Consider the following 24,062-nt stretch of genomic DNA (forward strand, 5'->3'; position numbering starts at 1 on the left):
CGCCCACAGCCTGGTCGGAGCGCCGTCACGCGTCCTGCGGCCGCCCCCGCGGCACCTCCGACGGCGAGCCGACCGCCCCGCCTGCCGGGACCGCCCCGCCCATCGGGGCCACCCCGCCCACCGGGACCATCTCCTCGGCCGGCGCTACAGCCCCCACCACCGCGCCGCCCCCGGGGTCGAAGCGGTAGCCGGCGCCCCACACCTCCGTCAGCAGCCGCGGTGCGGCCGGATCCCGTTCCACCTCCGCCCGCAGCCGGGCCAACCGCGCCGCCACCGCCGACAGATCGCCGAAGTCCCGCCCCCAGACCCGTCTGAGCAGCTGCTCCCGCGAGAAGACCCGCCCGGGATGCCGCATCAGGAACACCAGCAGCGCGAACTCGTCCTCGGCGAGGTCGAGTTCCCGGCCGGCACGGAGCGCCCGTCCGGTCCCGGGATCGGCGGTCAGGTCCCCGCCCCGCAGGACCGGCGCGGACCCGGCGGCGCGGTCCGCACCCGCGGCCCGTCGCAGCGCCGCGGTCACCCGCGCCACCAGCTCCCGCGTCCCCCCGGGCTCCGCCCCCGTACGCTCCGCCGCTCCCGCCGTCCCGCCGCGCCCGGTCAACGACACCACGGGGACCGCCGCCCGGCCGCCGCTCCGCCGCAACCGGCGGCGCAGCGCCAGACCGTCGATGCCCGGCAGCGCCGGATCGAGCACCACGGCGTGCGGCTGGAAGTCCGCGGCCAGTTCGAGGGCGGTGAAGCCGTCGGTGGCGTACGCGGTGGTGTGGCCGGCGCGGGCGAGCCCGGCGGTGACGGCCGTGGCGACGGCCGGGTCGACCGCGACGACCAGGACGCGGTGCGGCGGTCCCGCCGCGGGCCCCGGGGAGCCGGGCGGGGGAGCGGGCGGCGCGGTGCGGCGCACGGCTCAGCCCGCCGCAGTCGGGAGGCGCCTTCGCGGGCGCGCCCTCGGTCCGGAGGTCATACCTCCAGCCAACACCCGCCCCGGCGCCTTCGCGCGCCGAGGCCGGGACCCCCTGCCCCGCGCCGCCCGCTACGTTTCCAGCTGTTCCCGCACCCGCCGGGACACCGTCAGCGCGTACAGGTCCAGGACGCCGGGCGGCTCCGCGAGGCCCGGCCCGCCGGCCCGTATCCAGGCGGCGATGTCGGCCAGCGCGTCATCGTCGTTGACCAGCCCCAGCCACACCGGGCGGCCCCCCGCGGCCCGCCCGGCCGGCGACGGCTGCACCACGACCACGTTCGCCTGGTCGCAGACGTCCAGGCAGTCCGAGGCCCGGACCGGTGCCGCCCCGTCCAGCGCCGCCCGCAGCCGGGGTATCTGCCCGGCGTGGTCGACCCCCGGGATCTTCGCCGCGTTCCCGCAGCAGCAGCCGCGGCAGACGGTGACCCGGCACTGCTGTGCGGTGGCGCGCCCCGCCCGTCCGGCCTGCTTTCCGATCATCCGGACATGCTACGTGGCCCCGCCGCGCCGACCGGCCGTCCCCGGCCACCCGCCGGACGCCGCCCGGTCCGTTGCCCACACCACACCACACCGTGCCGCGCCGCGACATTCCCCGGCCTGTTCGTGGATAGGAATCGGAGCATGTCCCTGACCAACCCCTCGCCCCGTTCCGGCGCCGGCGCCGGGCAGGCGCCCCGGCCCACCGCCGGCGGCGGCGCCCCGACCGCGATTCCCGGTCCCGCCGGCCTCCCCGTGATCGGCTCGCTGCTCGACCTCCGCCGCGACTCCCTCGGTGCCTTCTTGAGAGCCCAGCGCGAACACGGCGACGTGGTCCGGCTGGAGGCCGGCCCACCCGGACTCCGCAGCGTCTTCTACGCCGTCTTCGCGCCCGAGGGCGTCCAGCAGATCCTCGGCACCCAGGCCGCCAACTTCCGCAAGGACCACCCGCTCTACGAGGAGGTCCGCCAGGCGTTCGGCAACGGCCTGCTCACCAGCCAGGACGACGACTACCTCCGCCAACGCCGGCTGGTGCAACCGCTGTTCACCAAGCGCCGGGTCGACGGCTACGCCGCGGCCGTGACCACCGAGGCCGACGCGGTCACCGCCCGCTGGCGGTCCGCCGCCGACGGCGTGGTCGACCTCGTCCCCGAGATGAACCGGCTCGCCCTGCGCACCGTCGCCCGGATCCTCTTCGGCCTCGACGTGGAGGCCGCGGTGGCCGCCATCCACCGCTGCGCCCCCGTCATCAACGACTACGTCGTCCGCCGCGCCTACGCGCCCCTGAAGGTGCCCCGCGACTGGCCCACCCCCAGGAACCTCCGCACCCGCCGGGTCACCGCCGAACTCAACGCGCTGTGCGACCGGATCATCGCCGAACGCCGCGGCGCCACCGGCGACGGCGCCACCGGGGCCCCGGACCACAACGACCTGCTCTCGCTGCTCGCCGCGGCCGGCAACGAGGAGGACGGCACCCTCGATGCCACCGAGGTCCGCGAACAGGTCCTGATCTTCCTGCTGGCCGGCCACGAGACCACCGCCACCTCCATGGCCTTCACCCTCCACCTGCTCGCCCGGCACCCCGGCGAGCAGGCCCGGATCCGCGCCGAACTCACCCGCGTCCTCGGCGACCGCACCCCCACCGCCGCCGACCTGGACCGGCTGCCCCGGCTCACCCGGGCGTTCAAGGAGTCCATGCGGCTCTACCCGGCGGCCCCGGTCGTCAGCCGCCGGGCCGTGGAGGCCACCGAGATCGCCGGCTTCCGCCTCCCGGCCGGTGCCGACGTGGTCGTCGCCCCCTGGGTCACCCACCGCCACCCGGACCTCTGGGAGGACCCCGAGCGGTTCGACCCGGACCGCTTCGCCCCCGAACGCGAGGCGGATCGGCACCGCTACGCCTGGTTCCCGTTCGGTGGCGGCCCGCGCGCCTGCATCGGCCAGCACTTCTCGATGCTGGAATCCGTCCTGGCCCTGGCGATCCTGCTGCGCTCCCACGAGCTGGAGGCCATCGACCAGGACGTGCCGGTAGCGGCCGGCATCACCCTCCAGGCGACCGGCCCGGCCCGGGTGCGCCTGCGCGCCCTCTAGGCCCCGTCGGCCACGGACGGGAACGCAAACGCAACAGAAATAGCGTTTGCATTCCCGTCCCGCACCCTCTACGGTCGTAGACGTCCAACCCGCCCGGGCGCCGTCCCGGCGGGTTTCCCTCCCGACAGGAGAAGGCCGTTGCTCGTCTGAGGTCCGGAAGACACCGCGCCCGCGATCGGCGATCCGCTCCGCGATCCCCGCCCCGCGTGGCCCGTCCGCGACCTCGGCGTACGCACGGCGTACCCGAACCCCGGCACTGCCGCGGTGTCTCCCTGCGCAGCTCGTTCCCCACCCCGCGCACACCTCTCCGGAGACCCGTATGTCAAAGCCCCCCGCCGCCCCCTCCGCGGCCGTCGTCTGCGCCCACACCTCCTTCAGCTGGCCCGACGGCACCCCCGTCCTCGACGGCTTCCAGTTCTCCGTCGGCCCCGGCCGCACCGGCCTGATCGGCCTCAACGGGTCGGGGAAGTCCACCCTGCTGAAGCTGATCGCCGGTGAACTGACCCCCACCGACGGCAGCGTCAAGGCCGTCGGCGAGGTCGGCTACCTCCCGCAGTACGCCTCCCTCGACACCCACCTCCGGGTCGACGAGGCGCTCGGCATCGCCGCCGCCCGCGCCGCCCTGCACGCCATCGAGGACGGCGACGCGAGCGAGGAGCACTTCACCGCCATCGGCGACGACTGGGACGTGGAGGAGCGCGCCCGCGCCACCCTCGACCAACTCGGCCTGCCCGACCTCGACCTCGACCGCACCATCGGCGAGGTCTCCGGCGGCGAGTCCGTCCTGCTCCGCCTGGCCGCCCTCCTGCTCCGCCGCCCGGACGTGCTCCTGCTCGACGAGCCCACCAACAACCTCGACCTGGCCGCCCGCAGCCGCCTCTACGACGCGGTCACCGCCTGGTCCGGGGTGCTCCTCGTGGTCAGCCACGACCGCGAACTCCTCGACCGCGTCGACCGGATCGCCGACCTCCGCGGCGGCGAGGTGCACTGGTACGGCGGCAACTTCACCGCCTACGAACAGGCCCTGGCCGTCGAGCAGGACGCGGCCGAGCGGATGGTCCGGGCCGCCGAGTCCGACGTCGCCCGCCAGAAGCGCGAACTGTCCGACGCCCGGGTCAAACTCGCCCGCCGGGTCCGCTACGGCAACAAGATGTACGCCCAGAAGCGCGAACCCAAGATCGTCATGAACACCCGCAAGCAGGAGGCCCAGGTCTCCGCGGGCAAACACCGCGCCCTGCACACCGAACGCCTCCAAGAGGCCAAGGACCGCCTCGACGAGGCCGCCGAAGCCGTCCGCGACGACGACGAGATCCGCATCGACCTCCCGTACACCGCGGTCCCGCCGGGCCGCACCGTCCTCACCGCCGGCGGCCTGCGCACCCGCCACGGCACCCGCGCCGACCTGGAGGTGCGCGGCCCCGAACGGATCGCCCTCACCGGCCGCAACGGCTCCGGCAAGACCACCCTGCTCCGCACCCTCACCGGCGAACTCCCGCCGGCCACCGGCACCGCGGAGCTCCACGTCCCGCACCGCTTCCTCCCGCAGCGCCTCGACGAGGTCCTGGACAACGACCGCACCGTCGTCGAGAACGTCGCCCGCTACGCCCCGGACGCCACCAACAACCGCATCCGCGCCCGCCTCGCCCGCTTCCTCTTCAAGGGCGCCCGCGCCGACCAGCAGGCCGGCACCCTCTCCGGCGGCGAACGCTTCCGGGCCGCCCTGGCCGCCCTGATGCTCGCCGAACCGGCCCCCCAGCTCCTCCTCCTCGACGAACCGACCAACAACCTCGACATGTCCTCCGTCCGCAGCCTGGTCACCGCCCTCCACTCCTACGAGGGCGCCCTCCTCGTGGTCAGCCACGACCCCCGCTTCCTCCGCGAGCTCGCGATCACCCGCTGGCTGACCCTCGCCTCCGGCGAACTCGCCCCCACCGACCCGCTCTGACCCCCGACCGCCCCGACACGAGCCCGCGGCCGACCCCACCAGGGGCCGTCCGCGGGCTTCCAGCACCCCTCCCTCAGAAGTGGTGCACCAACTCCCCGAACGCCGCCAGCCGCAGCACCTTCGCGTCCCCCGGATCCAACTCCTCGTGCTCCAGCACCCACGTGTGGACGTGCGGGATGAACACCGCGTTCAGCCCCGCCGACCGGGCCGGCAGGATGTCCGACTTCGGGGAGTTCCCGACCATCCACGTCCGCTCCGGCACAAGCCCGTAGGCCCGCGTCAGCTCCTCGTACGCGGCCACGTTCTTCTCCGGCACGATGTGCACCCCGCGGAAGTGCCCGGTCAGCCCCGACGCGACCACCTTCCGCCGCTGCTCCTCCTCGTCCCCCTTGGTCAGCAGCAGCAACTCGTGCCGCCCCGCCAGCTCCGCCAGCGTCTCGGCCACCCCCGGGATCAGCTCCACCCGATCCCCCGCGAAGGCCGCCCCCCACCCGGAGATCCGCTCCCGTTCCGCCGCGGTGGCCGCCCGCCCCCGCACCCGCTCCACACACTCCCCGAGGCTCCGCAGGAACACCTTGCTCCCGTACCCCAGCGTCACCGCGTTCGCCGCCTCGATCCCGTCGAGCACGGCCCGCACCGCCGCCCGGTCCCACCTCGGCCCCGCCAGCCACCCCGTGAACTCGTCGATCACCCGCTCGAAGATCACGTTGTTCTCCCACAACGTGTCGTCCGCATCAAAGATCAACACCGCCCGCACCCCTCTCCGCGACCATGAACGGGGGCACCCTACGCAGGGGACCGCACCCCCGCACCGCAAATTCCGAGCCGCCCCCGCCCGCCACGACGCACACCCGGAAGCGCCACGGGAGCGGCCTGGGAACAGCCCGGGAACAGCCCGGGAACAGCAAAAGGCCCCAGATCTTCCGATCTGGGGCCTTGATTGCCTCATGGTGTCCGAGGGGGGACTTGAACCCCCACGCCCGATAAAGGGCACTAGCACCTCAAGCTAGCGCGTCTGCCATTCCGCCACCCGGACAAGGTGTCTGTCGTTTCGGCCTCCGGGCCGTTCCGACGAGGAAAACAATAGCAAACGTTCGGGGGTGGTCGATCACCCCCGGTCCGGGGCCGCCGCGCGGCTGTGACCAGGGCATGTCGGGGGTATTGCGGCCTTGGGCGGAGCGGGTGCGGGGTGGAGGATGGCGGTGGACCCCGCCGTGGAGCGCTCTCGGGTGTTGCCGCGGCCGTGAACCAAGAGGAGGCAGTGTGAGCGAGCTGCGCGAGCGAGCCATGGAAAGGTGCGAGCCCCGCGAATGCGGGGCCGAGCGAAGCGAGGTTTCGGCATGAGCGAGTCGCAGCCGGCCCGTACGGTCACCGGTGAGGACGAGGTGGTCGACCTGTGCCGGGATCTGATCAGGATGGACACCAGTAATTACGGCGACCACTCGGGGCCGGGGGAGCGCGTCGCCGCCGAGTACGTCGCGGAGAAGCTCGCCGAGGTCGGTCTGCAGCCGCAGATCTTCGAGTCCCACAAGGGGCGGGCGTCGACCGTCGCACGGATCGAGGGGGAGGACCGGTCGCGGCCGGCCCTGCTGATCCACGGGCACACCGACGTGGTACCGGCCAACGCCGACGACTGGACCCACCACCCGTTCTCCGGAGAGATCGCGGACGGGTGCGTGTGGGGCCGCGGCGCGGTCGACATGAAGGACATGGACGCGATGACGCTGGCCGTGGTGCGCGACCGGCTGCGCACGGGGCGTAAGCCGCCGCGGGACATCGTGCTGGCGTTCCTGGCGGACGAGGAGGCCGGTGGCACCTACGGCGCGCGGTATCTCGTCGACAACCACCCGGAGCTGTTCGAGGGGGTGACCGAGGCGATCAGCGAGGTCGGCGGGTTCTCGTTCACCGTCAACGAGAACCTGCGGCTGTATCTGGTGGAGACGGCCCAGAAGGGCATGCACTGGATGAAGCTGACCGTGGCCGGGTCGGCCGGGCACGGATCGATGATCCACCGGGACAACGCCATCACCGAACTGTCCGAGGCGGTCGGGCGGTTGGGGCGGCACGACTTCCCGGTGCGGGTGACCAAGACGCTGCGGGCCTTCCTGGACGAGCTCGGGGACGCGCTGGGCACCGAACTGGACCCGGAGAACATGGACGCGACGCTGGCCAAGCTCGGCGGCATCGCCAAGCTGATCGGCGCGTCGCTGCGGAACACCGCCAACCCCACGCAGCTGGGCGCCGGTTACAAGATCAACGTGATTCCGGGCGAGGCCACCGCCCACGTCGACGGCCGCTTCCTGCCCGGGTACGAGGAGGAGTTCCTGGCGGACCTGGACCGGATCCTGGGGCCGCGGGTCAAGCGCGAGGACGTCCACGCGGACAAGGCGCTGGAGACCACCTTCGACGGCGCCCTGGTGGACGCGATGCAGTCGGCGCTGCAGGCCGAGGACCCGATCGCACGGGCCGTGCCGTACATGCTCTCCGCAGGGACGGACGCCAAGTCCTTCGACGATCTGGGGATCCGCGGGTTCGGGTTCGCGCCCCTGAAGCTGCCGCCGGAGCTGGACTTCGCCGGGATGTTCCACGGCGTCGACGAGCGGGTGCCGGTGGACGGCCTGAAGTTCGGGGTGCGGGTGCTTGACCGATTCATCGACCAGAGCTGAGCCGAGCCGAACGGGGCTGATCCGGCCTGGGCCGACCTGAGCCGGCCTGGGCCGAACTGGCCTGGAAGGGGCTTCGGTTGGTGGAGGCGAGGGTCGGGAAACCGGGGGCCTCAAGAGGAAAGGCGAAGGTGAAACGGTTCTTTCGTCGGCGGGGGGCGGGGTTCCGGCACGCGGCCGGAGCGGGTGGGTGCCTTTCCTGCGACCTTGCGGGCGGCGGGTGTTGGCCTGTGAGGCGGCGTGTGGAGAGGGCGGAGTCGGCGTGAACTTCCTGCCTTTCGCGTTGACTTCGCTGGAAAGAGTGAATGCCGCGATGTGTTCGTAGCTTCAACGGCACGGTCTTCGTTGATCTGATTGCGGTCCGCGGCTGGGACCGCATTGCCTACAAGGAGGAACCATGATCAAGAAGGTCGTCGCCGCTGCTGCGATTGCCGGTGGTGTCGTTATGGCCGGCGCCGGGCTGGCCGTTGCCGACTCCGGTGCCCAGGGTGCCGCGGTGCACTCCCCGGGTGTGCTTTCCGGCAACGTCGTGCAGGCCCCGATCCACGTTCCGGTGAACGTCTGCGGCAACACGATCTCGGTGATCGGCCTGCTGAACCCGACCTTCGGCAACACCTGCGTGAACCGCTGACGTCTCCGGCCCGTTGAGGGCCGGCCCGTCCCGGCTCCGGAATGTCCTTCCGACATTCCGGAGCCTCTGGGCATTTTCGCGGGCGGGTGATTCCTCCCCATGAGGCAGTCCGCGGAGCGTGACGTTCACCTCCGCCGGCAGTCACCCGCCCGTATTCCCGTTAGGCACAAGGCAGAGGAAGACTCATGAGGCAGGTCGCACGAAAAGGCCTGATCACCATGGCGGCCGCCGGTGGCGTACTCGCCATGGCCGCCGGATACGCGCACGCGGACGCCAACGCCGCGGGCGGGACGGCGAATTCGCCGGGCATCGGATCGGGCAACACGATCCAGGCGCCGATCGACGTTCCGGTCAACGTGTGCGGTAACACCGTCGACGTGGTCGGTCTGCTCAACCCGGCGTTCGGCAACCACTGCGCGAACGGATCCGGCGGGCGGCACGGAGACGGCCGCGACACCGGGCACGGCCAGGGGGGCAAGCACCGGCGGACGTCCGGGGAACACGGCGGGGCCACCGCCGTGGGCGGGGCGAAGGGCTCGCCGGGCGTCGCGTCCGGCAACACCATCCAGGCACCCGTCGACGTGCCGATCAACGTCTGCGGCAACAGCGTTGACGTGGTCGGCGCGCTGAACCCGTCGTTCGGGAACGACTGCGACAACGCCTCGCCGACGGGCCCCGGCCGCCCGCACCACCCCGGCCACCCGTCGCAGCCCGGCCAACCGCCGGAGCATGGCCACCCCGGCCATCCCGGCAGCCCGCACCACCCGGGCACTCCGCACCAGCCGGGGCACCCGGGGAGCCCCGGCAACCCGCACGGGCCGGGGTCCGGCACCCCGCAGACGCCGGGCACCCCGGGTGTGCGGACGCAGACCGCGGGCGCACCGCACACCGGGGAGCGGCAGCTGGCGCACACCGGTGCCGGAGCGCTGGGCTACGCGATCCCGGGCAGCGCCGGACTGCTGCTCGGGGGAGCCGTCCTCTACCGGCGGGCGCGTACCGTCCGTAGCTGATCGGCAGCACCTGGTGTGACCGTACGACGGAGCGGGCCCCGGTCCTGGACCGGGGCCCGCTCTGCTGCGATCACGCCCTCCCGGCGCTCACCACGTCGCGCGGAGCTGTCGGATGATCCGACGGCGCAGCCGGACCCGGCGGCTACCGTCGGGATTGAGACGAAGTCGGTCCAACTCCCAGTGTCCGTACTCGGCATGGTCGGTCAGCAGGCGTGTGGTGGCCTTGCGGGACACGCCCCGAGGCACATACACATCGCAGAATTCGTATTCCGGCATCGCATCTATTGTGCGGGACCGGCCCCGGTACGGATAGCGTCTGCACTATGTCTGATGCTGCGCAGCCTTCCGCTGCCGAGGTACGTGCCGCCGCTGAGGCGGTCAAAGCCGCGCTGGACCGTCACCTCGACGCGGTCGAGCGCCGCTCGGGGCCGGACGACCCGGCCGTCTACGCCGCGTTCGACGAAGTCGCCGCGGCTGCTGAGGCCTATGACGAGCTGCTCTACGACGCCTACGACGAGGTCACCCCCTTCGAGATCCCGGGGAACGACACCCTGCCCGCCTACGCGGGGCCCGAGGAGCCGAGTGCGCTGAGCGTGCTCATCCGGCGCGACTACACCGTCGCCAAGCCGCAGCGCCTGCTGCATCAGGCACAGCGCATCGCGTCCCTGGACCCGGACGCCGCCGACGACGCGGCGGGCAGTGCCACCGATGCGGCCGCGGTGGTCGGCAGCAGCGTCTACGCCGCGCTCGGGGTGCTCTTCGGGGAGTACGAACCGGACGAGATCGCCTCCCGGCACAAGGAGTTCGGCCTGGAGGAGGGCGATTCCGCACTGTGGGTGGCGGCCGTCGACGAGCCGGCCGAGCCGGGCGAGTGGCTCGCCGCGCCGTTCGACCAGGTGGATCCGCAGCGGGTGGTGTGCCGCTTCGACGTCAGTTCGGTCTTCGACGAGGAACTCGACGACGACGATGACGACGAGCTGCTGGAGCCGGCCGACCGGAGGCGGTGAGGCGCGGCGCGACGGGCCCGCGGGACGGACGGCCGGTGTGCCGTCGTCCCGCGGGCCCACCGCTTCGGGCGGGGGCGGTCAGTCCGCCGCCGGGTCCGCCGACTGCTCCTCAGCCTGCAGGCGCAGCAGCGTCCGCAGCCGGGTGGTGCGCTCCTTGGCGGGCAGCTCGGCGACCGCGCGGGAGAGTGCCTGGTCCACGCCCTGGACCACCGACAGATGCCGTTCGCCGCGGCTGAAGGCGGTGTAGACCCAGGCGCGGGTCAGGCCGCCGGCGGCGTCGCCGGGGAGCACCACGACCACGGCGGGCCAGCGCGACCCGGCCGCCTGCTGGGCGGTGAGCGCCCAGCCGTGCCGGACGGCGCCGGAGTCGACCTGCTCGCGGGGGACGACCACGGCGGTGCCGTCGCAGTCGAGGTGCAGGCCGTCGGCGCCGGCACCGGTGACCGTGCCGGGAACGGTCCGGCCCGGCGCCGGGGCGTACGCCACGCGGTCGCCGGGGTCGAAGCCGCCGAACCGGCCGGGGCCGGGGTTGAGGCGCTCCTTGAGCGCGGAGTTCAGCGCGCGGGTGCCGGCGGCGCCGCCGTGGCCGACGGTGATGACCTGTGCCTGGTCGGCGGGGATGCCCAGCGCCCGGGGCACCGAGTCGGCGACCAGCTGGACCGTGCGGTGCACCGCCTCGCCGGCGTCCCGCACCGGGACGGTCACCACCTCCTTGCCGGGCGCCTCGACCGCGTCGAGTTCGCCGATGCCGATACCCGACACCAGCTCGCCGATCGGCCCGAAGTCCGGGGTGCGGGAGGCGACCTGGGGGCAGAACCGGGACTGCAGGACGTCCTGGAAGAGGCGTCCGGGGCCGGCGGACCACAGGACGCCGGGGTCGCCGCTGAGCACCAGGCGCGTCCCGTCGGACAGCGATTCGACGAGCAGGGCGGCGGTGTCCAGGTCCAGCTGCGGGGCGTCCAGCACGACGAGCAGGTCGAGGGCGAGCGCGCCGTCCGCGTCACGGCCCGGGCCCTCCTGCCCGGACAGCAGGCCGGCGACCGTCACCGCGGCGTCCGCCGAGGCCGGGCCGGCGGGCTCCCCGGCGGCACCGTCCGGTGCGGCCTCGGCGAGGTGCGCGGCCAGCCGTCGGCGGCCGTCCGCGGTGTGGGTGGCGCCGAACGCCCGCAGCCCGAGGGCGCGGGCCGCGGCGATCAGCGCGGCGGGTTCGGCGCGGGCCGCCTCGCCGCCGGTGTGGGCCGTCAGACCGCTGTCCGCCACGGTCCGGATGAGCTCGGCGGCGGAGGGCGAGGGGGCGGCCGTCGCGGCGGCGGCCCAGGCGTCGGGGGAGGGGCGGACCGGGGCGGCTTCGGCCCCGGGGGCCGGCGGGGCGTCCGGGCCGTCGGCGTCCGGGGACGCGTCCGCCGGGCCGTCCGGGGCGGCGGAGTCCCCGGCGGCGGAGTCCTCGCCGGTCGGTGCCTCGGCGTCCGATCCGGTGTCGTCGGCCGGTGCGTCGGCGGGCGGTTCGAAGGTGTTCAGCAGGCGGGCCAGTCCGTCGGCGACGCTCTCCTCGGCCATGGCGAGCCGGTCCAGGCCGAGCAGGACGCGGACCGGCTGCTCCTCGTCGTCCTCCGTGGCGGCCCGTGGGCGGCCCGGGGTGTCCAGCGCGTCCTGGAAGACCAGTACCGCGCCGTCCGCGATGGCGCTCTGGAGGGCCTCGTCCGGGTCGGGTACGGCGCGCTGGGCGAGGGCGGCGCGCAGTGCGGACGCCTCCAGGGCGGAGTGGCCGGCGACCGCGGCCTGCTCCAGCAGCCAGCCGATCAGTGCCTGGGCGCGCCGTTCGTCGCCCGGACCGCAGGCGGGGCCGAGCAGTGCCCGGGCGAAGCCGTCGGCCTGCTCGGGGCGGACGCCGGGCACCGCGAGCAGCTGCCAGGGGTCCTCGGTCAGCGTCTCGGCGGCCTGCTGGCCGAGCGCCTCCGCGGCCCGCTCCGCGAGCGCCTCGGGGGCGCCGCCGGCGGCGAGCACCTGTCGTACGCCCTCGATGCCGGGGGCCGGGGCGACGGCGGGGCGGGCCGCGGGGACCGCGGGGCCGGGCGCGGTGCCCTGGGCGGCGGGGGCCGGTGCGGTCGGCCGGGCCGGGGCGGGCTGCGGTCCGGCGGGGTGCGGGGCGGCCGCCTCGGGAGCCGGGCCCGCCGCTGCCGGCTGACCGGTCCGGTCCGGTCCGGCCGCGCCGTCGCGTGCGGGGCGGGCGGCGGGTGCGGTGGCCTTGCCGGCCCGCGGGGCCTCGGCGAAGAACGACGCGGCGGAGCGCTGACCGCTCTCCACGGCCCGCACCGCGGCCGCCAGCGCCGCCACGGACGCGGCGGGGGCGGGCTGTGGTGTGCCGCCGGCGTCGCCGCCGGCTCCGGCGCCGGCCTGGCCGACCGCCTCGTCACCGGGCGCGACAGCCTCCTGCTCGGGCGGGTTGTCGCCGGCGCGGTCGGTACTCACAGCGTGCTCCAGTTGTGGTCGGGATAGTGGTGCACCGGAGCCGACACATCGTCCAGCGCCCGGCGGATCTCGTCAGGAAGACTAAGCGCCTCCACTGACAACGAGGCTCTGAGCTGCTGCGCGGTGCGGGCGCCGAGGATCGGGGCGGTGACGCCGGGGCGGTCGCGGACCCAGGAGAGCGCGACCTGCAGGGGGGTGACGGCCAGTCCGTCGGCGGCGGTGGCGACCGCGTCGACGACCCGGCTCGCGGTGTCGTCCAGATAGGGCGCGACGAATGCCGCGAGGTGGTCCGAGGCGCCGCGGGAGTCGGCCGGGGTGGCGTGGCGGTACTTGCCGGTGAGCACCCCGCGGCCCAGGGGGGACGACGGGAGCAGCCCGACCCCCAGGTCCCGGGCGGCGGGCAGCACCTCCCGTTCGACGCCGCGCTGGAGGAGGGAGTACTCCATCTGCGTGCTCGCGAGGCGGTTGCGCACGTCGGGGGCGGCCAACTGCCAGGTGGCGGCCTTGGCGAGCTGCCAGCCGGAGAAGCCCGACAGGCCGACATAGCGCGCTCGGCCGGTCGCCACCGCCAGGTCGAGTGCCTGGAGGGTCTCCTCCAGCGGGGTGTGCGGGTCGAAGGCGTGCAGCTGCCAGAGGTCCACGTAGTCGGTGCGCAGGCGGGTGAGGGAGGCGTCCAGGGCGGTGAGCAGGTGGCGGCGCGAGCCGTCGACCCGACGGTCCGGTGCGAGGACGCTGCCGGCCTTGGTGGCGATGACCAGGTCGGAGCGGGGCACCAGCCCTTCGAGCAGCCGGCCGAGGAGGTATTCGGCGCCGCCGTCGGCGTAGATGTCGGCGGTGTCGACGAGCGTGCCGCCGGCCTCCCAGAACGTCTTGAGCTGCTCGGCGGCGTCCTGTTCGCCGGTGTCGCGTGCCCAGTTCAGGGTGCCCAGCCCGAGGCGGGACACGCGCAGGCCCGTGCGGCCGAGGTGCCTTTGCTCCATGGGCCCAGACACTACGCGCCGGGCCTTGCGATCAGGGGACCTGTGGACAACGGCCGGGCCGCCGCCGCGGACCGGGTCCGGCCCACCGATGACGACCGCCGCACCCGCACGCTAGAGTCCCCGGAACAGCGACGTTACTGATGGGTAAGGGGAGCGGCATGAGGCTTGGCATCAACCTCGGCTACTGGGGCGCCGGGATGGACTCCGACAATCTCGCGGTGGCCCAGGAGGCCGATCGCCTCGGCTACGCGGTCTGCTGGGCGGCCGAGGCGTACGGGTCCGACGCCCCCACGGTGCTCTCCTGGGTGGCCGCGCAGACCGAGCGGATCGACGTCGGCTCGGCGATCTTCCAGATCCCGGCCCGTACGCCCGCGATGACCGCGATGACCGCGGCGACCCTGGACTCGCTCTCCGGCGGCCGGTTCCGGCTCGGCCTGGGCGTCTCCGGGCCGCAGGTCTCCGAGGGCTGGTACGGCGTGAAGTTCGACAAGCCGCTGGCCCGCACCCGGGAGTACGTGGAGATCGTCCGCAAGGCGATGACCCGCGAGCGGCTGTCCTACGAGGGCGCGCACTGGACGCTGCCGCTGCCCGGCGGCCCCGGCAAGCCGCTGAAGCTCACCGTGCACCCGGAGCGCGAGCACATCCCGCTCTACATCGCGGCGATCGGCCCGAAGAACCTGCACCAGACCGGCGAGATCGCCGACGGCGCGCTGCTCATCTTCCCGTCCGCCGACCACCTGGAGGAGACCGCGGTCTCCCACCTCCGGGCGGGGCGCGAAGCGGCCGGCAAGACCATGGACGGGTTCGACGTCTGCCCCACCCTCCCGCTGTCCGTCGGTGAGGACAAGGACGTCAGCGCGCTCGCCGACCAGTTCCGCCCGTACACCGCGCTGTACGTCGGCGGCATGGGCAGCCGGAAGCAGAACTTCTACAACCAGCTGGCGCAGCGGATGGGGTACGAGAAGGAGGCCGCCGAGATCCAGGACAAGTACCTGGCCGGGGACAAGGCCGGCGCCGCCGCGGCGATCCCCGAGCGGCTGATCGACCAGACCACCCTCCTCGGCTCGGTCGACCGGATCGCCGAGCGGATGCAGGCGTACGCGGCGGCCGGCGTGACCACGCTGACGCTGGCGCCGGCCGGCTTCACCCTGGACGAGCGGGTGGCCTCGCTCCGTGCGGGCGTCGAGGCGCTGGAGCGCGCCGGGCTGGCGTAACCCCCGGCGGACCCCGGACGCGCGAAGGCCCGGCGCCTGGGCGCCGGGCCTTCGGAGGAGCGCTGCGGCCGTGGTGGGGGCTCGGGGGTCTTCCCCGCCACGGCCGTCACGGAACTCAACGCCTCAGCGGCGGGCGGGTTACGGGGCGCGCCCCGGGCCCCGTCACGCGAACGGGCGCACGGGTTCCGCCCCCGGTTGCCGGCGGCGGAAGACGGCGTTTGGCTTTCCCTTCACGGGCGTGTCCGTTCGGAGGTGACGCTGATGTTCTCGGCCAGGAGCCTGTTCCAGGAGATCGTCGACAACGACGCCTCCTACCGCCTCTTCTGCTCCATCGCGGCCAGCGGGGAGGCCCAGGGCGGCTGGGAGAACGGCCGGATCGCCGCGCTGCTCCCGACGTCCCAGCGCGACCTGGCGCCCAAGGTCGCCCGGCACGGCGCCGACGAGGACAAGCACGGCCGGATCTTCCACGCCCTGCTCCGCAAGCGCGGCCTGACGCCCGTCGACGTCCCCGCGGCCACCGACTACACCATGCTGCTGGAGCGGCGGGGCATCGGGCTGGCCCACGACCAGCTCCGCCGCGCGGAGCCGCTCGGCGAGCGGGACGTCATCACCTACCTCGCGCACAGCCGGGTCACCGAGCAGCGCGCGGCCGAGCAGATGCTGCTGCTGCGCACGTACTTCGGCGACCACCCCGAGGTCGGCAAGGCGGTCAGGATGATCTGCCGCGACGAGGAGAACCACCTCGCGTACTGCCACGAGGAACTGCTGCGGCTGGCCCGGGCCGGCCACGGGCGGACCATCCAGCGGATCCTGCGGGAGTGCGCGCTCGCCGAGATCGCCGTCCACCGGGACGTCAGCCTGGCCGTGATGGCGCACATGGGCCGCATCCTGCGGTGGCCGACGCTCAAGTCCGCGCTGCTCAAGGCCGGGATCATGGCGTTCTACGGCTACGAGCGGCTGGTCGGCTGGCGGCGGATGGTCAGCCTCACCATGCCCGAGCGGCGGAACGCGCTGGGTGGCCCGGCCCCCGCCGCGCCGGACTTCGCCTGACCGGCCCGCCGCTCCGGGCGCCTCACAGCCAGCCGCGGCGCTTGAACAGCCGGTAGAGCGAGACCTCGATGACGGCCATCACCACCAGGATCATCGGATACCCCAGCGACCACTTCAGCTCCGGCATGTCGCTGAAGTTCATGCCGTAGATGCCCGCGATCAGCGTCGGTACCGCGGCCAGCGCCGCCCACGCCGAGATCTTGCGCATGTCGTCGTTCTGGCGGACCCCCATCTGCGCCAGATGGGCGGCGAGGATGTCCGACAGCAGCCGGTCCAGGCCCTCCACCGACTCGTTGACGCGGGCGAGGTGATCGCCGACGTCCCGGAAGAACGGCCGGGCGTGGTCGTGGATGAACGGCACCCCGGTGCTGTGCAGACGGGTCACCGGATCGACCAACGGCACGGTGGCCCGGCGGAATTCGAGGACCTCGCGCTTGAACGCGTAGATCTGGGCGGCGGTGCTCCTGGTCTCCCGGCGGATCGGCGCGAACACCTCCGCCTCCAACTCCTCCATGTCCACCTGGAGTTCGCCGGCGACCTCCAGGTAGTGGTCCACCACCGCGTCACTGATCGCGTACAGCGCCGCCCCGGGGCCGTGCCGCAGGATCTCCGGGTGGCGCTCCAGCCGCCGCCGGACCGCCGCCAGCGGGCCGGCCGTACCGTGCCGGACGGTGACCACGAACGAGTCGCCGACGAAGACCATCAGCTCCGAGGCGGTCACGGTGTCGGCCGCGACGTCGTAGGTGATCGGCTTCAGCACCATGAACAGCGAGTCGTCGTAGACCTCCAGCTTGGGCCGCTGATGCGCCTTGAGGGCGTCCTCCACGGCCAGCGGGTGCAGCCCGAAATCGCTGCTGACCTGGTCGAACTCGTGCTGGGTCGGTTCGTACATGCCCAGCCACAGGAACGAGCGGCCCTCCGCCCGGGCCGTGTCCAGCGCGCGGGAGAAATCCGTCGCGCACTCATGGCGGCGGCCCTCGCGGTAGATGGCGCAGTCCACGATCACATCAGGCATTCTCGCCCGTCGCCGGGGCCCCTGCCAGGGAAGCGGGCCGGGTGCCCGCACCGGCCGCCGCCCGGCCCGCTCCACGGGCGGCGGCGGGCATTTGACGACAGGCTCTAGGGTTGCAGTCATGCCCACGCTGATCCTGGTGCGGCACGGCCGCTCCACCGCCAACACCTCCGGGGTGCTCGCCGGCCGGACCGCCGGAGTCGCCCTCGACGAGCGGGGCGCCGCCCAGGCCGCGGCGCTGCCCGCCCGGCTCGCGGGGATCCCGCTCGCCGCCGCCGTTACCAGCCCGTTGCAGCGCTGCCGGGAGACCCTGGCGCCGCTGCTGGCGGCCCGCCCCGGGCTGCGCCTCACGACCGACGAGCGGATCACCGAGTGCGACTACGGCGACTGGTCGGGCCGCAAGCTCGCCGAGCTGATCGACGAACCGCTGATGGAGATCGTCCAGCAGCACCCCTCAGCGGCCGCCTTCCCTGGCGGCGAGTCGATGCGCGACATGCAGGCCCGCGCGGTGGCCGCGGTCCGGGACTGGAACGCCCGGGTCGAGGAGACCTCCGGCGCCGAGGCGACCTACCTGATGTGCTCGCACGGTGACATCATCAAATCCCTGGTCGCCGACGCCCTCGGCATGCACCTGGACCTCTTCCAGCGGATCTCCGTGGAGCCGTGCTCGGTGACCGTGGTCCGCTACACCCGGCTGCGCCCCTACGTGGTGCGGCTCGGCGACACCGGCGACCTCGCCTCACTGGTGCCCCGTGAGGACGGCGGCGGGGCCGGGAGCGAGCGGGACGCGGCCATCGGAGGCGGTGCGGGCGCAGCGTGATCAGCGGGCGCAGTAGGGTGGTGCGACGGCGCTGCCCGCGACGCCCCTGTGATCCGCGCAGTACTCCCGCCGGGACACCGCGATCGCAGCGACCGCACTGACCCAGCAGTCGAGACAAACGGAGCAGGACGTTGTCCCGTCAGGTGTTCTTCTACGACCAACCGGACCGCTTCGTGGCCGGTACGGTCGGGCTGCCTGGTCGCCGTAGCTTCTTCCTCCAGGCCACCGCGGGCGGCCGGACCACCAGCGTCGCCCTGGAGAAGACCCAGGTGGCGGCCCTCGCCGAGCGGATCGACGAGCTCCTGGACGAGGTGGTGCGGCGCAGCGGCGGCAGTGCCCCGGTGCCCGCCGTCTCCCCGACCGAGATGTCCGACACCGCGCCCTTGGAGACGCCGGTGGAGGAGGAGTTCCGGGTCGGCACCATGGCGCTGGCCTGGGACGGCGAGGACGAGCGGATGATCGTCGAGGCCCAGGCGCTGGTCGAGCTGGAGGCCGACAGCGACGAGGACCTCGCCGACGCCGAGGAGCGGCTGCTCCAGGACGACGAGAACGGCCCGCCGATGCTGCGGGTGCGGCTGACCGGCACCATGGCCCGGGCGTTCGCCAAGCGGGCGCTGGACGTCGTCAACGCGGGCCGCCCGCCGTGCCCGCTGTGCAGCCTGCCGCTCGACCCGGAGGGACACGTATGCCCGCGCCAGAACGGATACCGGCGGGACGCCTGAGCGCCATGGAGCCCACCGCCGAACCGGCCGGCCCCCAGGCCGCCTCGCAGGCCCCGCCGGAGCCCGTCCGGGAGCCCGTCGGCAGTCTGGCGCCGGAGCTGCTCGCCGAGGGCGAGCTGACCGTCCGCGGCCAGATCCAGGACGCCTCCAACGCCGTGCTCTACTGCACCGTCGCGCTCGACGGGCGCAGCGCCGACTGCGTGTACAAGCCGGTCCGCGGCGAGCGCCCGCTGTGGGACTTCCCCGACGGCACGCTCGCCGAGCGCGAGGTCGCCGCGTACGAGGTCTCCCGGGCCTGCGGCTGGGACCTGATCCCCACCACGGTGCTGCGGGACGGCCCGTACGGGACCGGCATGGTCCAGGAGTGGATAGCCCCGCCCGGGGACGGCGACGAGGTGCCGGAGCTGCTGGCGCTGGTCGCCGAGGACGAGCCGGCGCCGGGCTGGAAGGCGGTCGGCCGGGCGGAGATCGGCGCGGGGCGCACCGCGCTGCTGGTCCACGCCGACCACCCGCGGCTGCGCCGGCTGGCCGTCCTGGACGCGGTGATCAACAACGGGGACCGCAAGGGCGGCCATCTGCTGCCCGGGGCCGGTGGCGCGTTCTTCGCGATCGATCACGGTGTGACGTTCAACTCGGCCGACAAGTTGCGCACGCTCCTGTGGGGCTGGGCGGGGGAGCCGCTGACCGACGAGGCGCTGAGGGTGCTGCGCGACCTGCGGGCGGCGCTGGCGGACGGTGCGCCGCTCGCCGTCCGGCTGGCCGAACTGATCACGAAAGCCGAGCTGGCGGCGGTGCGGGCGCGGGTGGAGGGGCTGCTGAGCAGTGGGCGGCACCCGGAGCCGAGCGGGGAGTGGCCGGCGATTCCCTGGCCGCCGGTCTGATCCCGGGCGCCGTCGTACGACTCAACCGGCCCTGGCCCCTGACACATCCGGCCGTGGAACACAAGACCGCCTTTCCGGCCAGAGAAGCCCCTCCGGTTCGTATGCGGAACATCCGTCCGGTTACGCTCAAGGCATGCATGCATGGCCCGCTTCTGAGGTCCCCGCCCTGCCTGGTCAGGGCCGCGACCTGAGGATCCACGACACCGCGACCGGCGGACGGGTAACCCTCGATCCCGGTCCCGTCGCCCGTATCTACGTCTGCGGCATCACGCCGTACGACGCCACCCACATGGGGCACGCGGCGACCTACAACGCGTTCGACCTCGTTCAGCGCGTGTGGCTCGACACGAAGCGTCAGGTGCACTACGTGCAGAACGTCACCGACGTCGACGACCCGCTGCTGGAACGGGCGGTGGCGACCGGTGACGACTGGACCGCGCTCGCCGAGCGCGAGACCGCCCTGTTCCGCGAGGACATGACGGCGCTGCGGATGCTGCCGCCGCGCCACTACATAGGCGCCGTCGAGGCGATACCCGGCATCGTCCCCCTGGTGGAGCGGCTGCGCGACGCCGGCGCCGCCTACGAGCTGGACGGCGACGTCTACTTCTCGGTCGCCTCCGACGCCCACTTCGGCGAGGTCTCCGGCCTCGACGCCGAGGCGATGCGGCTGCTGTCCGCGGAGCGCGGCGGCGACCCGGAGCGGGAGGGCAAGAAGAACCCGCTCGACCCGATGCTGTGGATGGCCGCCCGCGACGGCGAGCCGAGCTGGGACGGCGGCTCGCTGGGCCGCGGCCGGCCCGGCTGGCACATCGAGTGCGTGGCCATCGCCCTGGAGCACCTGGGCATGGGCTTCGACGTCCAGGGCGGCGGCTCCGACCTCGCCTTCCCGCACCACGAGATGGGCGCCTCGCACGCCCAGGCACTGACCGGCGAACACCCCTTCGCCAAGGCGTACGTGCACGCCGGCATGGTCGCCCTGGACGGCGCGAAGATGTCCAAGTCCAAGGGCAACCTGGTCTTCGTCTCCAAGCTGCGGCGGGACGGCATCGACCCGGCCGCGATCCGCCTGACGCTGCTGGCCCACCACTACCGCAGCGACTGGGAGTGGACCGACGAGGTGGTCCCGGAGGCCGAGGCCCGGCTGGCCCGCTGGCGGTCCGCGGTCTCCCGTCCCGACGGTCCGCCCGCCGAGGCCCTCCTGGCCGAGATCCGCGCCGCGCTCGCCGACGACCTGGACACGCCGGTCGCGCTGGCGGCGGTGGACCGTTGGGCCGCCGCGCAGGAGAACGGCGGCGGCACGGACGAGGGCGCGCCCGGGCTCGTCTCGCGTGCGGTGGACGCGCTGCTGGGCGTGGCGCTGTGAGGCGCGCCCGCGGCTGAGGCCGGATGTGTGAGGGGCGCCCCTGCCGGATGGCGGGGGCGCCCCTTCGTCGTTGCCCGGGTCCTTCCCGGCGCGGTGCGGTGCCGGGGCCGGGCGGCCGGTCAGCTTCCGGTGCCGGGGTCCTCCGGGCCGTCGCCGTCGGTGCGGCCGGCGTCCGGGCCGTCGTCCGGACCGCCCGCGCCCTCGGCTTCCGGGGCGCCGGGCGGCTTCGGGGGCCCGGACTCCTCCGGCGGCCGGGGCTCGCGCGGCTCCTTGGGCGTGGCGCGGGGGTGCCGGGTGCGGCCGCCGGCGGTGTCGCGGAGGTACGAGCCGTCCCGGCCGTCGGCGAGGCCGCCCTCGGTCGCCACGCCGGGGCCGGCCTGCGGGTCGCGGCGGCGCAGATAGCGTTCGAACTCGCGGGCGATGGCCTCGCCGGACGCCTCCGGGAGCTCGGCGGTGTCCCGGGCCTCCTCCAGCGACTGGACGTACTCGGCGACCTCGCTGTCCTCCGCGGCGAGTTGGTCCACGCCCAGCTGCCAGGCGCGGGCGTCCTCGGTCAGTTCGCCGAGCGGGATCCGCAGGTCGAGCAGGTCCTCCAGGCGGTTGAGGAGGGCGAGGGTGGCCTTGGGGTTGGGAGGCTGGGAGACGTAGTGCGGCACCGCGGCCCACAGGCTGACCGCCGGGACGCCGGCGTGCGTGCACGCCTCCTGGAGGATGCCGACGATGCCCGTCGGGCCCTCGTACCGGGACTCCTCCAGGTCCAGTCGGCGCGCCACGTCCGCGTCGGAGGTGACACCGCTGACCGGGACCGGCCGGGTGTGCGGGGTGTCGCCCAGCAGGGAGCCCAGCACCACGACCATCTCGACGCCCAATTCGTGGGCGAAGCCGAGGAGTTCGTTGCAGAACGAGCGCCAGCGCATGCTCGGCTCGATGCCGCGGACCAGGACCAGGTCGCGGGGGTTCCCCTTGCCGTCCGCGTCGCCGATCCGGACGACGGAGAGCCGCGTCGTGGGCCAGGTGACCTTGCGGACGCCGTTCTCCAGGAAGACCGTCGGGCGGTTGACCTGGAAGTCGTAGTAGTCCTCCGCGTCGAGCGCGGCGAAGACCTCGCCCTTCCATTCCCGGTCCAGGTGGGCGACCGCGGCGGAGGCGGCATCGCCGGCGTCGTTCCAGCCCTCGAACGCGGCCACCATGACCGGGTCGATCAGCTCGGGCACCCCCTCCAGCTCGATCACCCAGCCCCTCCTTCCGGCCGGCCCGGCCGCCTGGGGCGGCCCGCCGGCTGCAGTTCCGTTGCGTGCGCTCCCAAGACTACGGCTTCCGAGGTGCCGATCCGCAGCCCCTTTGCGAGCGCGTGTACGGATAGATCCGATCTGTAGTCGGCGAGGGGGTGGGTCGACCGGTCAACAACTCTGGCATTACCAGGGGATTCGGGTGCGCGGTCCGGGCGCGGTCTTCCAGGCGGGGCTATACATCGGAGGACCGAAAAAGGTCCGATGTTCTCCCGTGACATCCGCGCGACACGACATCCCAGGGGCGTGCCCACGGCCGCAACCGACACCGTCGCCGGGCCGGAGGTCCGGGCCCTGGCCCCGTACGTCGTCGGCCGCCCCGCCCTAGACGTCCGGATTCCGCCAGCGCCGCCCGCCGCGCTGCCGGAGGATCGAACCGTACCGCGGAGGAAGCGCCCGGAAGCATGGAAACCCTTCCGGATCCCCGCAACTCGGTACGTACGGCTCGAAGATGAACATGAGACAAAGGTGATGACGATGACGACGGCCATGGCGACCGCTACCCCCGCGCCCGGCGCCCGCCCGCTGACCGGCAAGGCGGCCCTGGTGACCGGCGGCAGCCGGGGCATCGGTGCGGCGATCGCGGTGCGGCTGGCGGCCGACGGGGCGGCGGTGGCGCTGACCTACCAGAACCGGGACGACCTGGCCGCCGAGGTCGTCCGGCGGATCGAGCGGACCGGCGGACGGGCCTGGGCGATCCGGGCCGACGGCGCGGACCCGGACGCGGTACGGTCCTCGGTCGCCGCCGCGGCCGACCGGTTCGGGCGGCTGGACATCCTGGTCAACAACGCGGGCGCGGGCGTCATTGGCCCCTTCGAGGGCATCGGGCTCGACGACGTGGACCGGGTGCTGGCGATCAATGTCCGGGCCCCGTTCCTGGCCGCCCAGGCCGCGGCCGCCCACCTCCCCGAGGGCGGCCGGATCATCTCGATCGGCAGCTGCATGGCCGAACGGGTGGCCTTCCCCGGCGGTTCCCTCTACGCCACCAGCAAGGCCGCGCTGGGCGGCCTGACCAAGGCGCTGGCCCGGGAGCTCGGCCCGCGCGGCATCACCGTCAACCTCGTCCACCCGGGTCCCATCGACACCGACATGAACCCGGCGGACGGCGAGAGCGCCGCGTTCCAGGCCCAGTTGACCTCGCTCGGCAGCTACGGGCAGCCGGCGGACGTGGCGGCGACGGTGGCCCATCTGGCGGGCGACGGCGGCCGCTACATCACCGGTGCCGCGCTCGCGGTCGACGGCGGCTTCGCGGCCTGACCGCCGGCCGCGGGCGGCCTCACAGCGATGCCCGCAGCCACTGCTCCACGCTGGCGATGTGCACCGTCGCCCACGCCCGCGCCGCCTCGGCGTCCCCGTCGCGCAGTGCGCCGAGGATCGCCCGGTGCTCGGCGAGGGTGCGGGCGACCGCGTCCTTCTGGGTCAGCCCGCGCCAGATCCTGGCGCGGGTGGTCGGCCCGGACAGGCCGTCCAGCAGCGAGCAGAGGACGGAGTTGCCCGACGCGGCGACGATCCGGCGGTGGAACTCCAGGTCGCCGGCGATCAGGTCCTCCACCGCCGGCGCGGGGCCCAATGCGTCCAACTGGGCCTGAAGAGCGTCCAGTTCGGCCGTGGAGAGCCGGCCGGCAGCCATCCCGGTGGCGGCCGGCTCCAGGATCCGGCGGACCGCGAGGAACTCCAGCACCGTGTCGTCGCGGTGGAAGTCCACCACGAAACTCATCGCATCCAGCAGGAGTTGCGGGTCCAGGCTGGTGACGTAGGTGCCGTCGCCCTGCCGGACGTCGAGGATCCGGATCAGCGACAGCGCCCGCACCGCCTCCCGCAGCGAGTTGCGCGACAGCCCCAGTTCGGTGGCGAGTTCGCTCTCCTTGGGCAGCCGGTCGCCCGGCCGCAGCGCACCGGAGACGATCATCCCCTTGATCTTCTCGATGGCCTCGTCGGTGACCGCCATGGCCGCCCTCCCCGTCCGGACCCGCCCGGACTCCGC

General features: G+C 73.8%; 22 protein-coding genes and 1 tRNA gene. 13 read left to right on the forward strand and 10 right to left on the reverse strand.

Going from position 1 to position 24,062, the window contains the following annotated elements:
* Positions 1 to 25: 25 nt before the first annotated feature.
* Positions 26 to 901, reverse strand: coding sequence for a response regulator transcription factor (locus CG747_RS33445; protein WP_100605621.1), 876 nt, complete (start codon positions 899 to 901; stop codon positions 26 to 28).
* A gap of 129 nt (positions 902 to 1,030) precedes the next feature.
* Positions 1,031 to 1,438, reverse strand: coding sequence for a hypothetical protein (locus CG747_RS33450; protein ID WP_100605622.1), 408 nt, complete (start codon positions 1,436 to 1,438; stop codon positions 1,031 to 1,033).
* 141 nt (positions 1,439 to 1,579) lie between these two features.
* Between CG747_RS33450 and CG747_RS33455 the strand changes: the two genes are divergently transcribed.
* Complete coding sequence (locus CG747_RS33455) at positions 1,580 to 3,022, forward strand: cytochrome P450 (protein ID WP_100605623.1); 1,443 nt, start codon at positions 1,580 to 1,582, stop codon at positions 3,020 to 3,022.
* A gap of 319 nt (positions 3,023 to 3,341) precedes the next feature.
* Complete coding sequence (locus CG747_RS33460) at positions 3,342 to 4,967, forward strand: ABC-F family ATP-binding cassette domain-containing protein (protein ID WP_100605624.1); 1,626 nt, start codon at positions 3,342 to 3,344, stop codon at positions 4,965 to 4,967.
* 73 nt (positions 4,968 to 5,040) lie between these two features.
* Here the strand turns inward: CG747_RS33460 and CG747_RS33465 are convergent, their stop codons facing one another.
* On the reverse strand, positions 5,041 to 5,724 hold the full coding sequence (locus tag CG747_RS33465; protein ID WP_100605625.1) for an HAD family hydrolase: 684 nt from the start codon (positions 5,722 to 5,724) through the stop codon (positions 5,041 to 5,043).
* A gap of 191 nt (positions 5,725 to 5,915) precedes the next feature.
* A tRNA-Leu gene (locus CG747_RS33470) sits at positions 5,916 to 6,003 on the reverse strand.
* 304 nt (positions 6,004 to 6,307) lie between these two features.
* Between CG747_RS33470 and CG747_RS33475 the strand changes: the two genes are divergently transcribed.
* From CG747_RS33475 to CG747_RS50780, 3 genes are all read left to right on the forward strand, one after another.
* A complete protein-coding gene (locus CG747_RS33475) occupies positions 6,308 to 7,633 on the forward strand; it encodes a M20/M25/M40 family metallo-hydrolase (RefSeq protein ID WP_100605626.1) in 1,326 nt (441 codons plus the stop codon).
* A gap of 394 nt (positions 7,634 to 8,027) precedes the next feature.
* Positions 8,028 to 8,261, forward strand: coding sequence for a chaplin (locus CG747_RS33480; RefSeq protein ID WP_100605627.1), 234 nt, complete (start codon positions 8,028 to 8,030; stop codon positions 8,259 to 8,261).
* A 185-nt stretch (positions 8,262 to 8,446) separates the two neighbouring features.
* Complete coding sequence (locus CG747_RS50780; protein WP_100605628.1) at positions 8,447 to 9,271, forward strand: chaplin; 825 nt, start codon at positions 8,447 to 8,449, stop codon at positions 9,269 to 9,271.
* Positions 9,272 to 9,358: 87 nt separating this feature from the next.
* On the opposite strand, the gene CG747_RS33490 is transcribed toward CG747_RS50780, so the two are convergent.
* Complete coding sequence (locus tag CG747_RS33490) at positions 9,359 to 9,547, reverse strand: DUF5703 family protein (protein ID WP_014059547.1); 189 nt, start codon at positions 9,545 to 9,547, stop codon at positions 9,359 to 9,361.
* A gap of 47 nt (positions 9,548 to 9,594) precedes the next feature.
* Here CG747_RS33490 and CG747_RS33495 point away from each other — a divergent pair, with 47 nt between their 5' ends.
* Positions 9,595 to 10,278, forward strand: a complete 684-nt coding sequence (locus tag CG747_RS33495; protein WP_100605629.1) for a hypothetical protein — start codon at positions 9,595 to 9,597, stop codon at positions 10,276 to 10,278.
* Between the two features lie 78 nt (positions 10,279 to 10,356).
* On the opposite strand, the gene CG747_RS33500 is transcribed toward CG747_RS33495, so the two are convergent.
* A complete protein-coding gene (locus tag CG747_RS33500) occupies positions 10,357 to 12,747 on the reverse strand; it encodes a helix-hairpin-helix domain-containing protein (RefSeq protein WP_100605630.1) in 2,391 nt (796 codons plus the stop codon).
* The gene (locus CG747_RS33505) at positions 12,744 to 13,727 is read right to left on the reverse strand and encodes an aldo/keto reductase (protein WP_100605631.1); all 984 of its coding nucleotides are present in this window, start codon (positions 13,725 to 13,727) and stop codon (positions 12,744 to 12,746) included. Before CG747_RS33505 ends, CG747_RS33500 begins: the two co-directional genes overlap by 4 nt.
* Positions 13,728 to 13,885: 158 nt before the next feature.
* Here CG747_RS33505 and CG747_RS33510 point away from each other — a divergent pair, with 158 nt between their 5' ends.
* Positions 13,886 to 14,941, forward strand: a complete 1,056-nt coding sequence (locus CG747_RS33510; RefSeq protein WP_100605632.1) for an LLM class F420-dependent oxidoreductase — start codon at positions 13,886 to 13,888, stop codon at positions 14,939 to 14,941.
* A gap of 261 nt (positions 14,942 to 15,202) precedes the next feature.
* Entirely contained in the window at positions 15,203 to 15,991 is a 789-nt protein-coding gene (locus tag CG747_RS33515; protein ID WP_100605633.1) for a hypothetical protein, read from the forward strand.
* A 22-nt stretch (positions 15,992 to 16,013) separates the two neighbouring features.
* Here the strand turns inward: CG747_RS33515 and corA are convergent, their stop codons facing one another.
* A complete protein-coding gene (gene corA / locus CG747_RS33520) occupies positions 16,014 to 17,006 on the reverse strand; it encodes a magnesium/cobalt transporter CorA (RefSeq protein ID WP_100605634.1) in 993 nt (330 codons plus the stop codon).
* 118 nt (positions 17,007 to 17,124) lie between these two features.
* Here corA and CG747_RS33530 point away from each other — a divergent pair, with 118 nt between their 5' ends.
* The 4 genes from CG747_RS33530 to mshC all read left to right on the forward strand — a co-directional run bounded on the left by CG747_RS33530 (position 17,125) and on the right by mshC (position 20,789).
* Positions 17,125 to 17,823, forward strand: a complete 699-nt coding sequence (locus CG747_RS33530) for a histidine phosphatase family protein (protein ID WP_100605635.1) — start codon at positions 17,125 to 17,127, stop codon at positions 17,821 to 17,823.
* A 131-nt stretch (positions 17,824 to 17,954) separates the two neighbouring features.
* The gene (locus CG747_RS33535) at positions 17,955 to 18,545 is read left to right on the forward strand and encodes a DUF3090 domain-containing protein (RefSeq protein ID WP_100605636.1); all 591 of its coding nucleotides are present in this window, start codon (positions 17,955 to 17,957) and stop codon (positions 18,543 to 18,545) included.
* Complete coding sequence (locus CG747_RS33540) at positions 18,509 to 19,426, forward strand: SCO1664 family protein (RefSeq protein WP_180985807.1); 918 nt, start codon at positions 18,509 to 18,511, stop codon at positions 19,424 to 19,426. The genes CG747_RS33535 and CG747_RS33540 overlap by 37 nt, the downstream gene beginning before the upstream one ends.
* 133 nt (positions 19,427 to 19,559) lie before the next feature.
* Complete coding sequence (gene mshC, locus CG747_RS33545; RefSeq protein ID WP_100605638.1) at positions 19,560 to 20,789, forward strand: cysteine--1-D-myo-inosityl 2-amino-2-deoxy-alpha-D-glucopyranoside ligase; 1,230 nt, start codon at positions 19,560 to 19,562, stop codon at positions 20,787 to 20,789.
* Positions 20,790 to 20,908: 119 nt separating this feature from the next.
* Here the strand turns inward: mshC and CG747_RS33550 are convergent, their stop codons facing one another.
* A complete protein-coding gene (locus tag CG747_RS33550) occupies positions 20,909 to 22,021 on the reverse strand; it encodes a PAC2 family protein (RefSeq protein ID WP_100605639.1) in 1,113 nt (370 codons plus the stop codon).
* 528 nt (positions 22,022 to 22,549) lie between these two features.
* On the opposite strand from CG747_RS33550, the gene CG747_RS33560 reads away from it, so the two are divergent.
* Positions 22,550 to 23,335 carry an SDR family NAD(P)-dependent oxidoreductase gene (locus CG747_RS33560; RefSeq protein ID WP_100605641.1) on the forward strand — a complete coding sequence of 262 codons (786 nt, stop codon included), beginning with the start codon at positions 22,550 to 22,552 and terminating at the stop codon, positions 23,333 to 23,335.
* 19 nt (positions 23,336 to 23,354) lie between these two features.
* On the opposite strand, the gene CG747_RS33565 is transcribed toward CG747_RS33560, so the two are convergent.
* On the reverse strand, positions 23,355 to 24,026 hold the full coding sequence (locus CG747_RS33565; RefSeq protein ID WP_100605642.1) for a FadR/GntR family transcriptional regulator: 672 nt from the start codon (positions 24,024 to 24,026) through the stop codon (positions 23,355 to 23,357).
* Positions 24,027 to 24,062: the final 36 nt, after the last annotated feature.

This window comes from Streptomyces sp. CB02959 (assembly GCF_002803155.1).
Classification (GTDB): Bacteria; Actinomycetota; Actinomycetes; order Streptomycetales; family Streptomycetaceae; genus Streptomyces.

Bases quoted from the DNA above. Each gene is read 5' to 3' on its own strand.
- CG747_RS33505 (WP_100605631.1), bottom strand. From the start codon at position 13,727: ATGGAGCAAAGGCACCTCGGCCGCACGGGCCTGCGCGTGTCCCGCCTC.
- CG747_RS33530 (WP_100605635.1), top strand. From the start codon at position 17,125: ATGCCCACGCTGATCCTGGTGCGGCACGGCCGCTCCACCGCCAACACC.
- CG747_RS33455 (WP_100605623.1), top strand. From the start codon at position 1,580: ATGTCCCTGACCAACCCCTCGCCCCGTTCCGGCGCCGGCGCCGGGCAG.
- CG747_RS33450 (WP_100605622.1), bottom strand. From the start codon at position 1,438: ATGATCGGAAAGCAGGCCGGACGGGCGGGGCGCGCCACCGCACAGCAG.
- corA (WP_100605634.1), bottom strand. From the start codon at position 17,006: ATGCCTGATGTGATCGTGGACTGCGCCATCTACCGCGAGGGCCGCCGC.
- CG747_RS33460 (WP_100605624.1), top strand. From the start codon at position 3,342: ATGTCAAAGCCCCCCGCCGCCCCCTCCGCGGCCGTCGTCTGCGCCCAC.
- CG747_RS50780 (WP_100605628.1), top strand. From the start codon at position 8,447: ATGAGGCAGGTCGCACGAAAAGGCCTGATCACCATGGCGGCCGCCGGT.
- CG747_RS33480 (WP_100605627.1), top strand. From the start codon at position 8,028: ATGATCAAGAAGGTCGTCGCCGCTGCTGCGATTGCCGGTGGTGTCGTT.
- CG747_RS33490 (WP_014059547.1), bottom strand. From the start codon at position 9,547: ATGCCGGAATACGAATTCTGCGATGTGTATGTGCCTCGGGGCGTGTCC.
- CG747_RS33515 (WP_100605633.1), top strand. From the start codon at position 15,203: ATGTTCTCGGCCAGGAGCCTGTTCCAGGAGATCGTCGACAACGACGCC.
- CG747_RS33475 (WP_100605626.1), top strand. From the start codon at position 6,308: ATGAGCGAGTCGCAGCCGGCCCGTACGGTCACCGGTGAGGACGAGGTG.
- CG747_RS33565 (WP_100605642.1), bottom strand. From the start codon at position 24,026: ATGGCGGTCACCGACGAGGCCATCGAGAAGATCAAGGGGATGATCGTC.
- CG747_RS33495 (WP_100605629.1), top strand. From the start codon at position 9,595: ATGTCTGATGCTGCGCAGCCTTCCGCTGCCGAGGTACGTGCCGCCGCT.
- CG747_RS33510 (WP_100605632.1), top strand. From the start codon at position 13,886: ATGAGGCTTGGCATCAACCTCGGCTACTGGGGCGCCGGGATGGACTCC.
- CG747_RS33560 (WP_100605641.1), top strand. From the start codon at position 22,550: ATGACGATGACGACGGCCATGGCGACCGCTACCCCCGCGCCCGGCGCC.
- CG747_RS33540 (WP_180985807.1), top strand. From the start codon at position 18,509: ATGCCCGCGCCAGAACGGATACCGGCGGGACGCCTGAGCGCCATGGAG.
- mshC (WP_100605638.1), top strand. From the start codon at position 19,560: ATGCATGCATGGCCCGCTTCTGAGGTCCCCGCCCTGCCTGGTCAGGGC.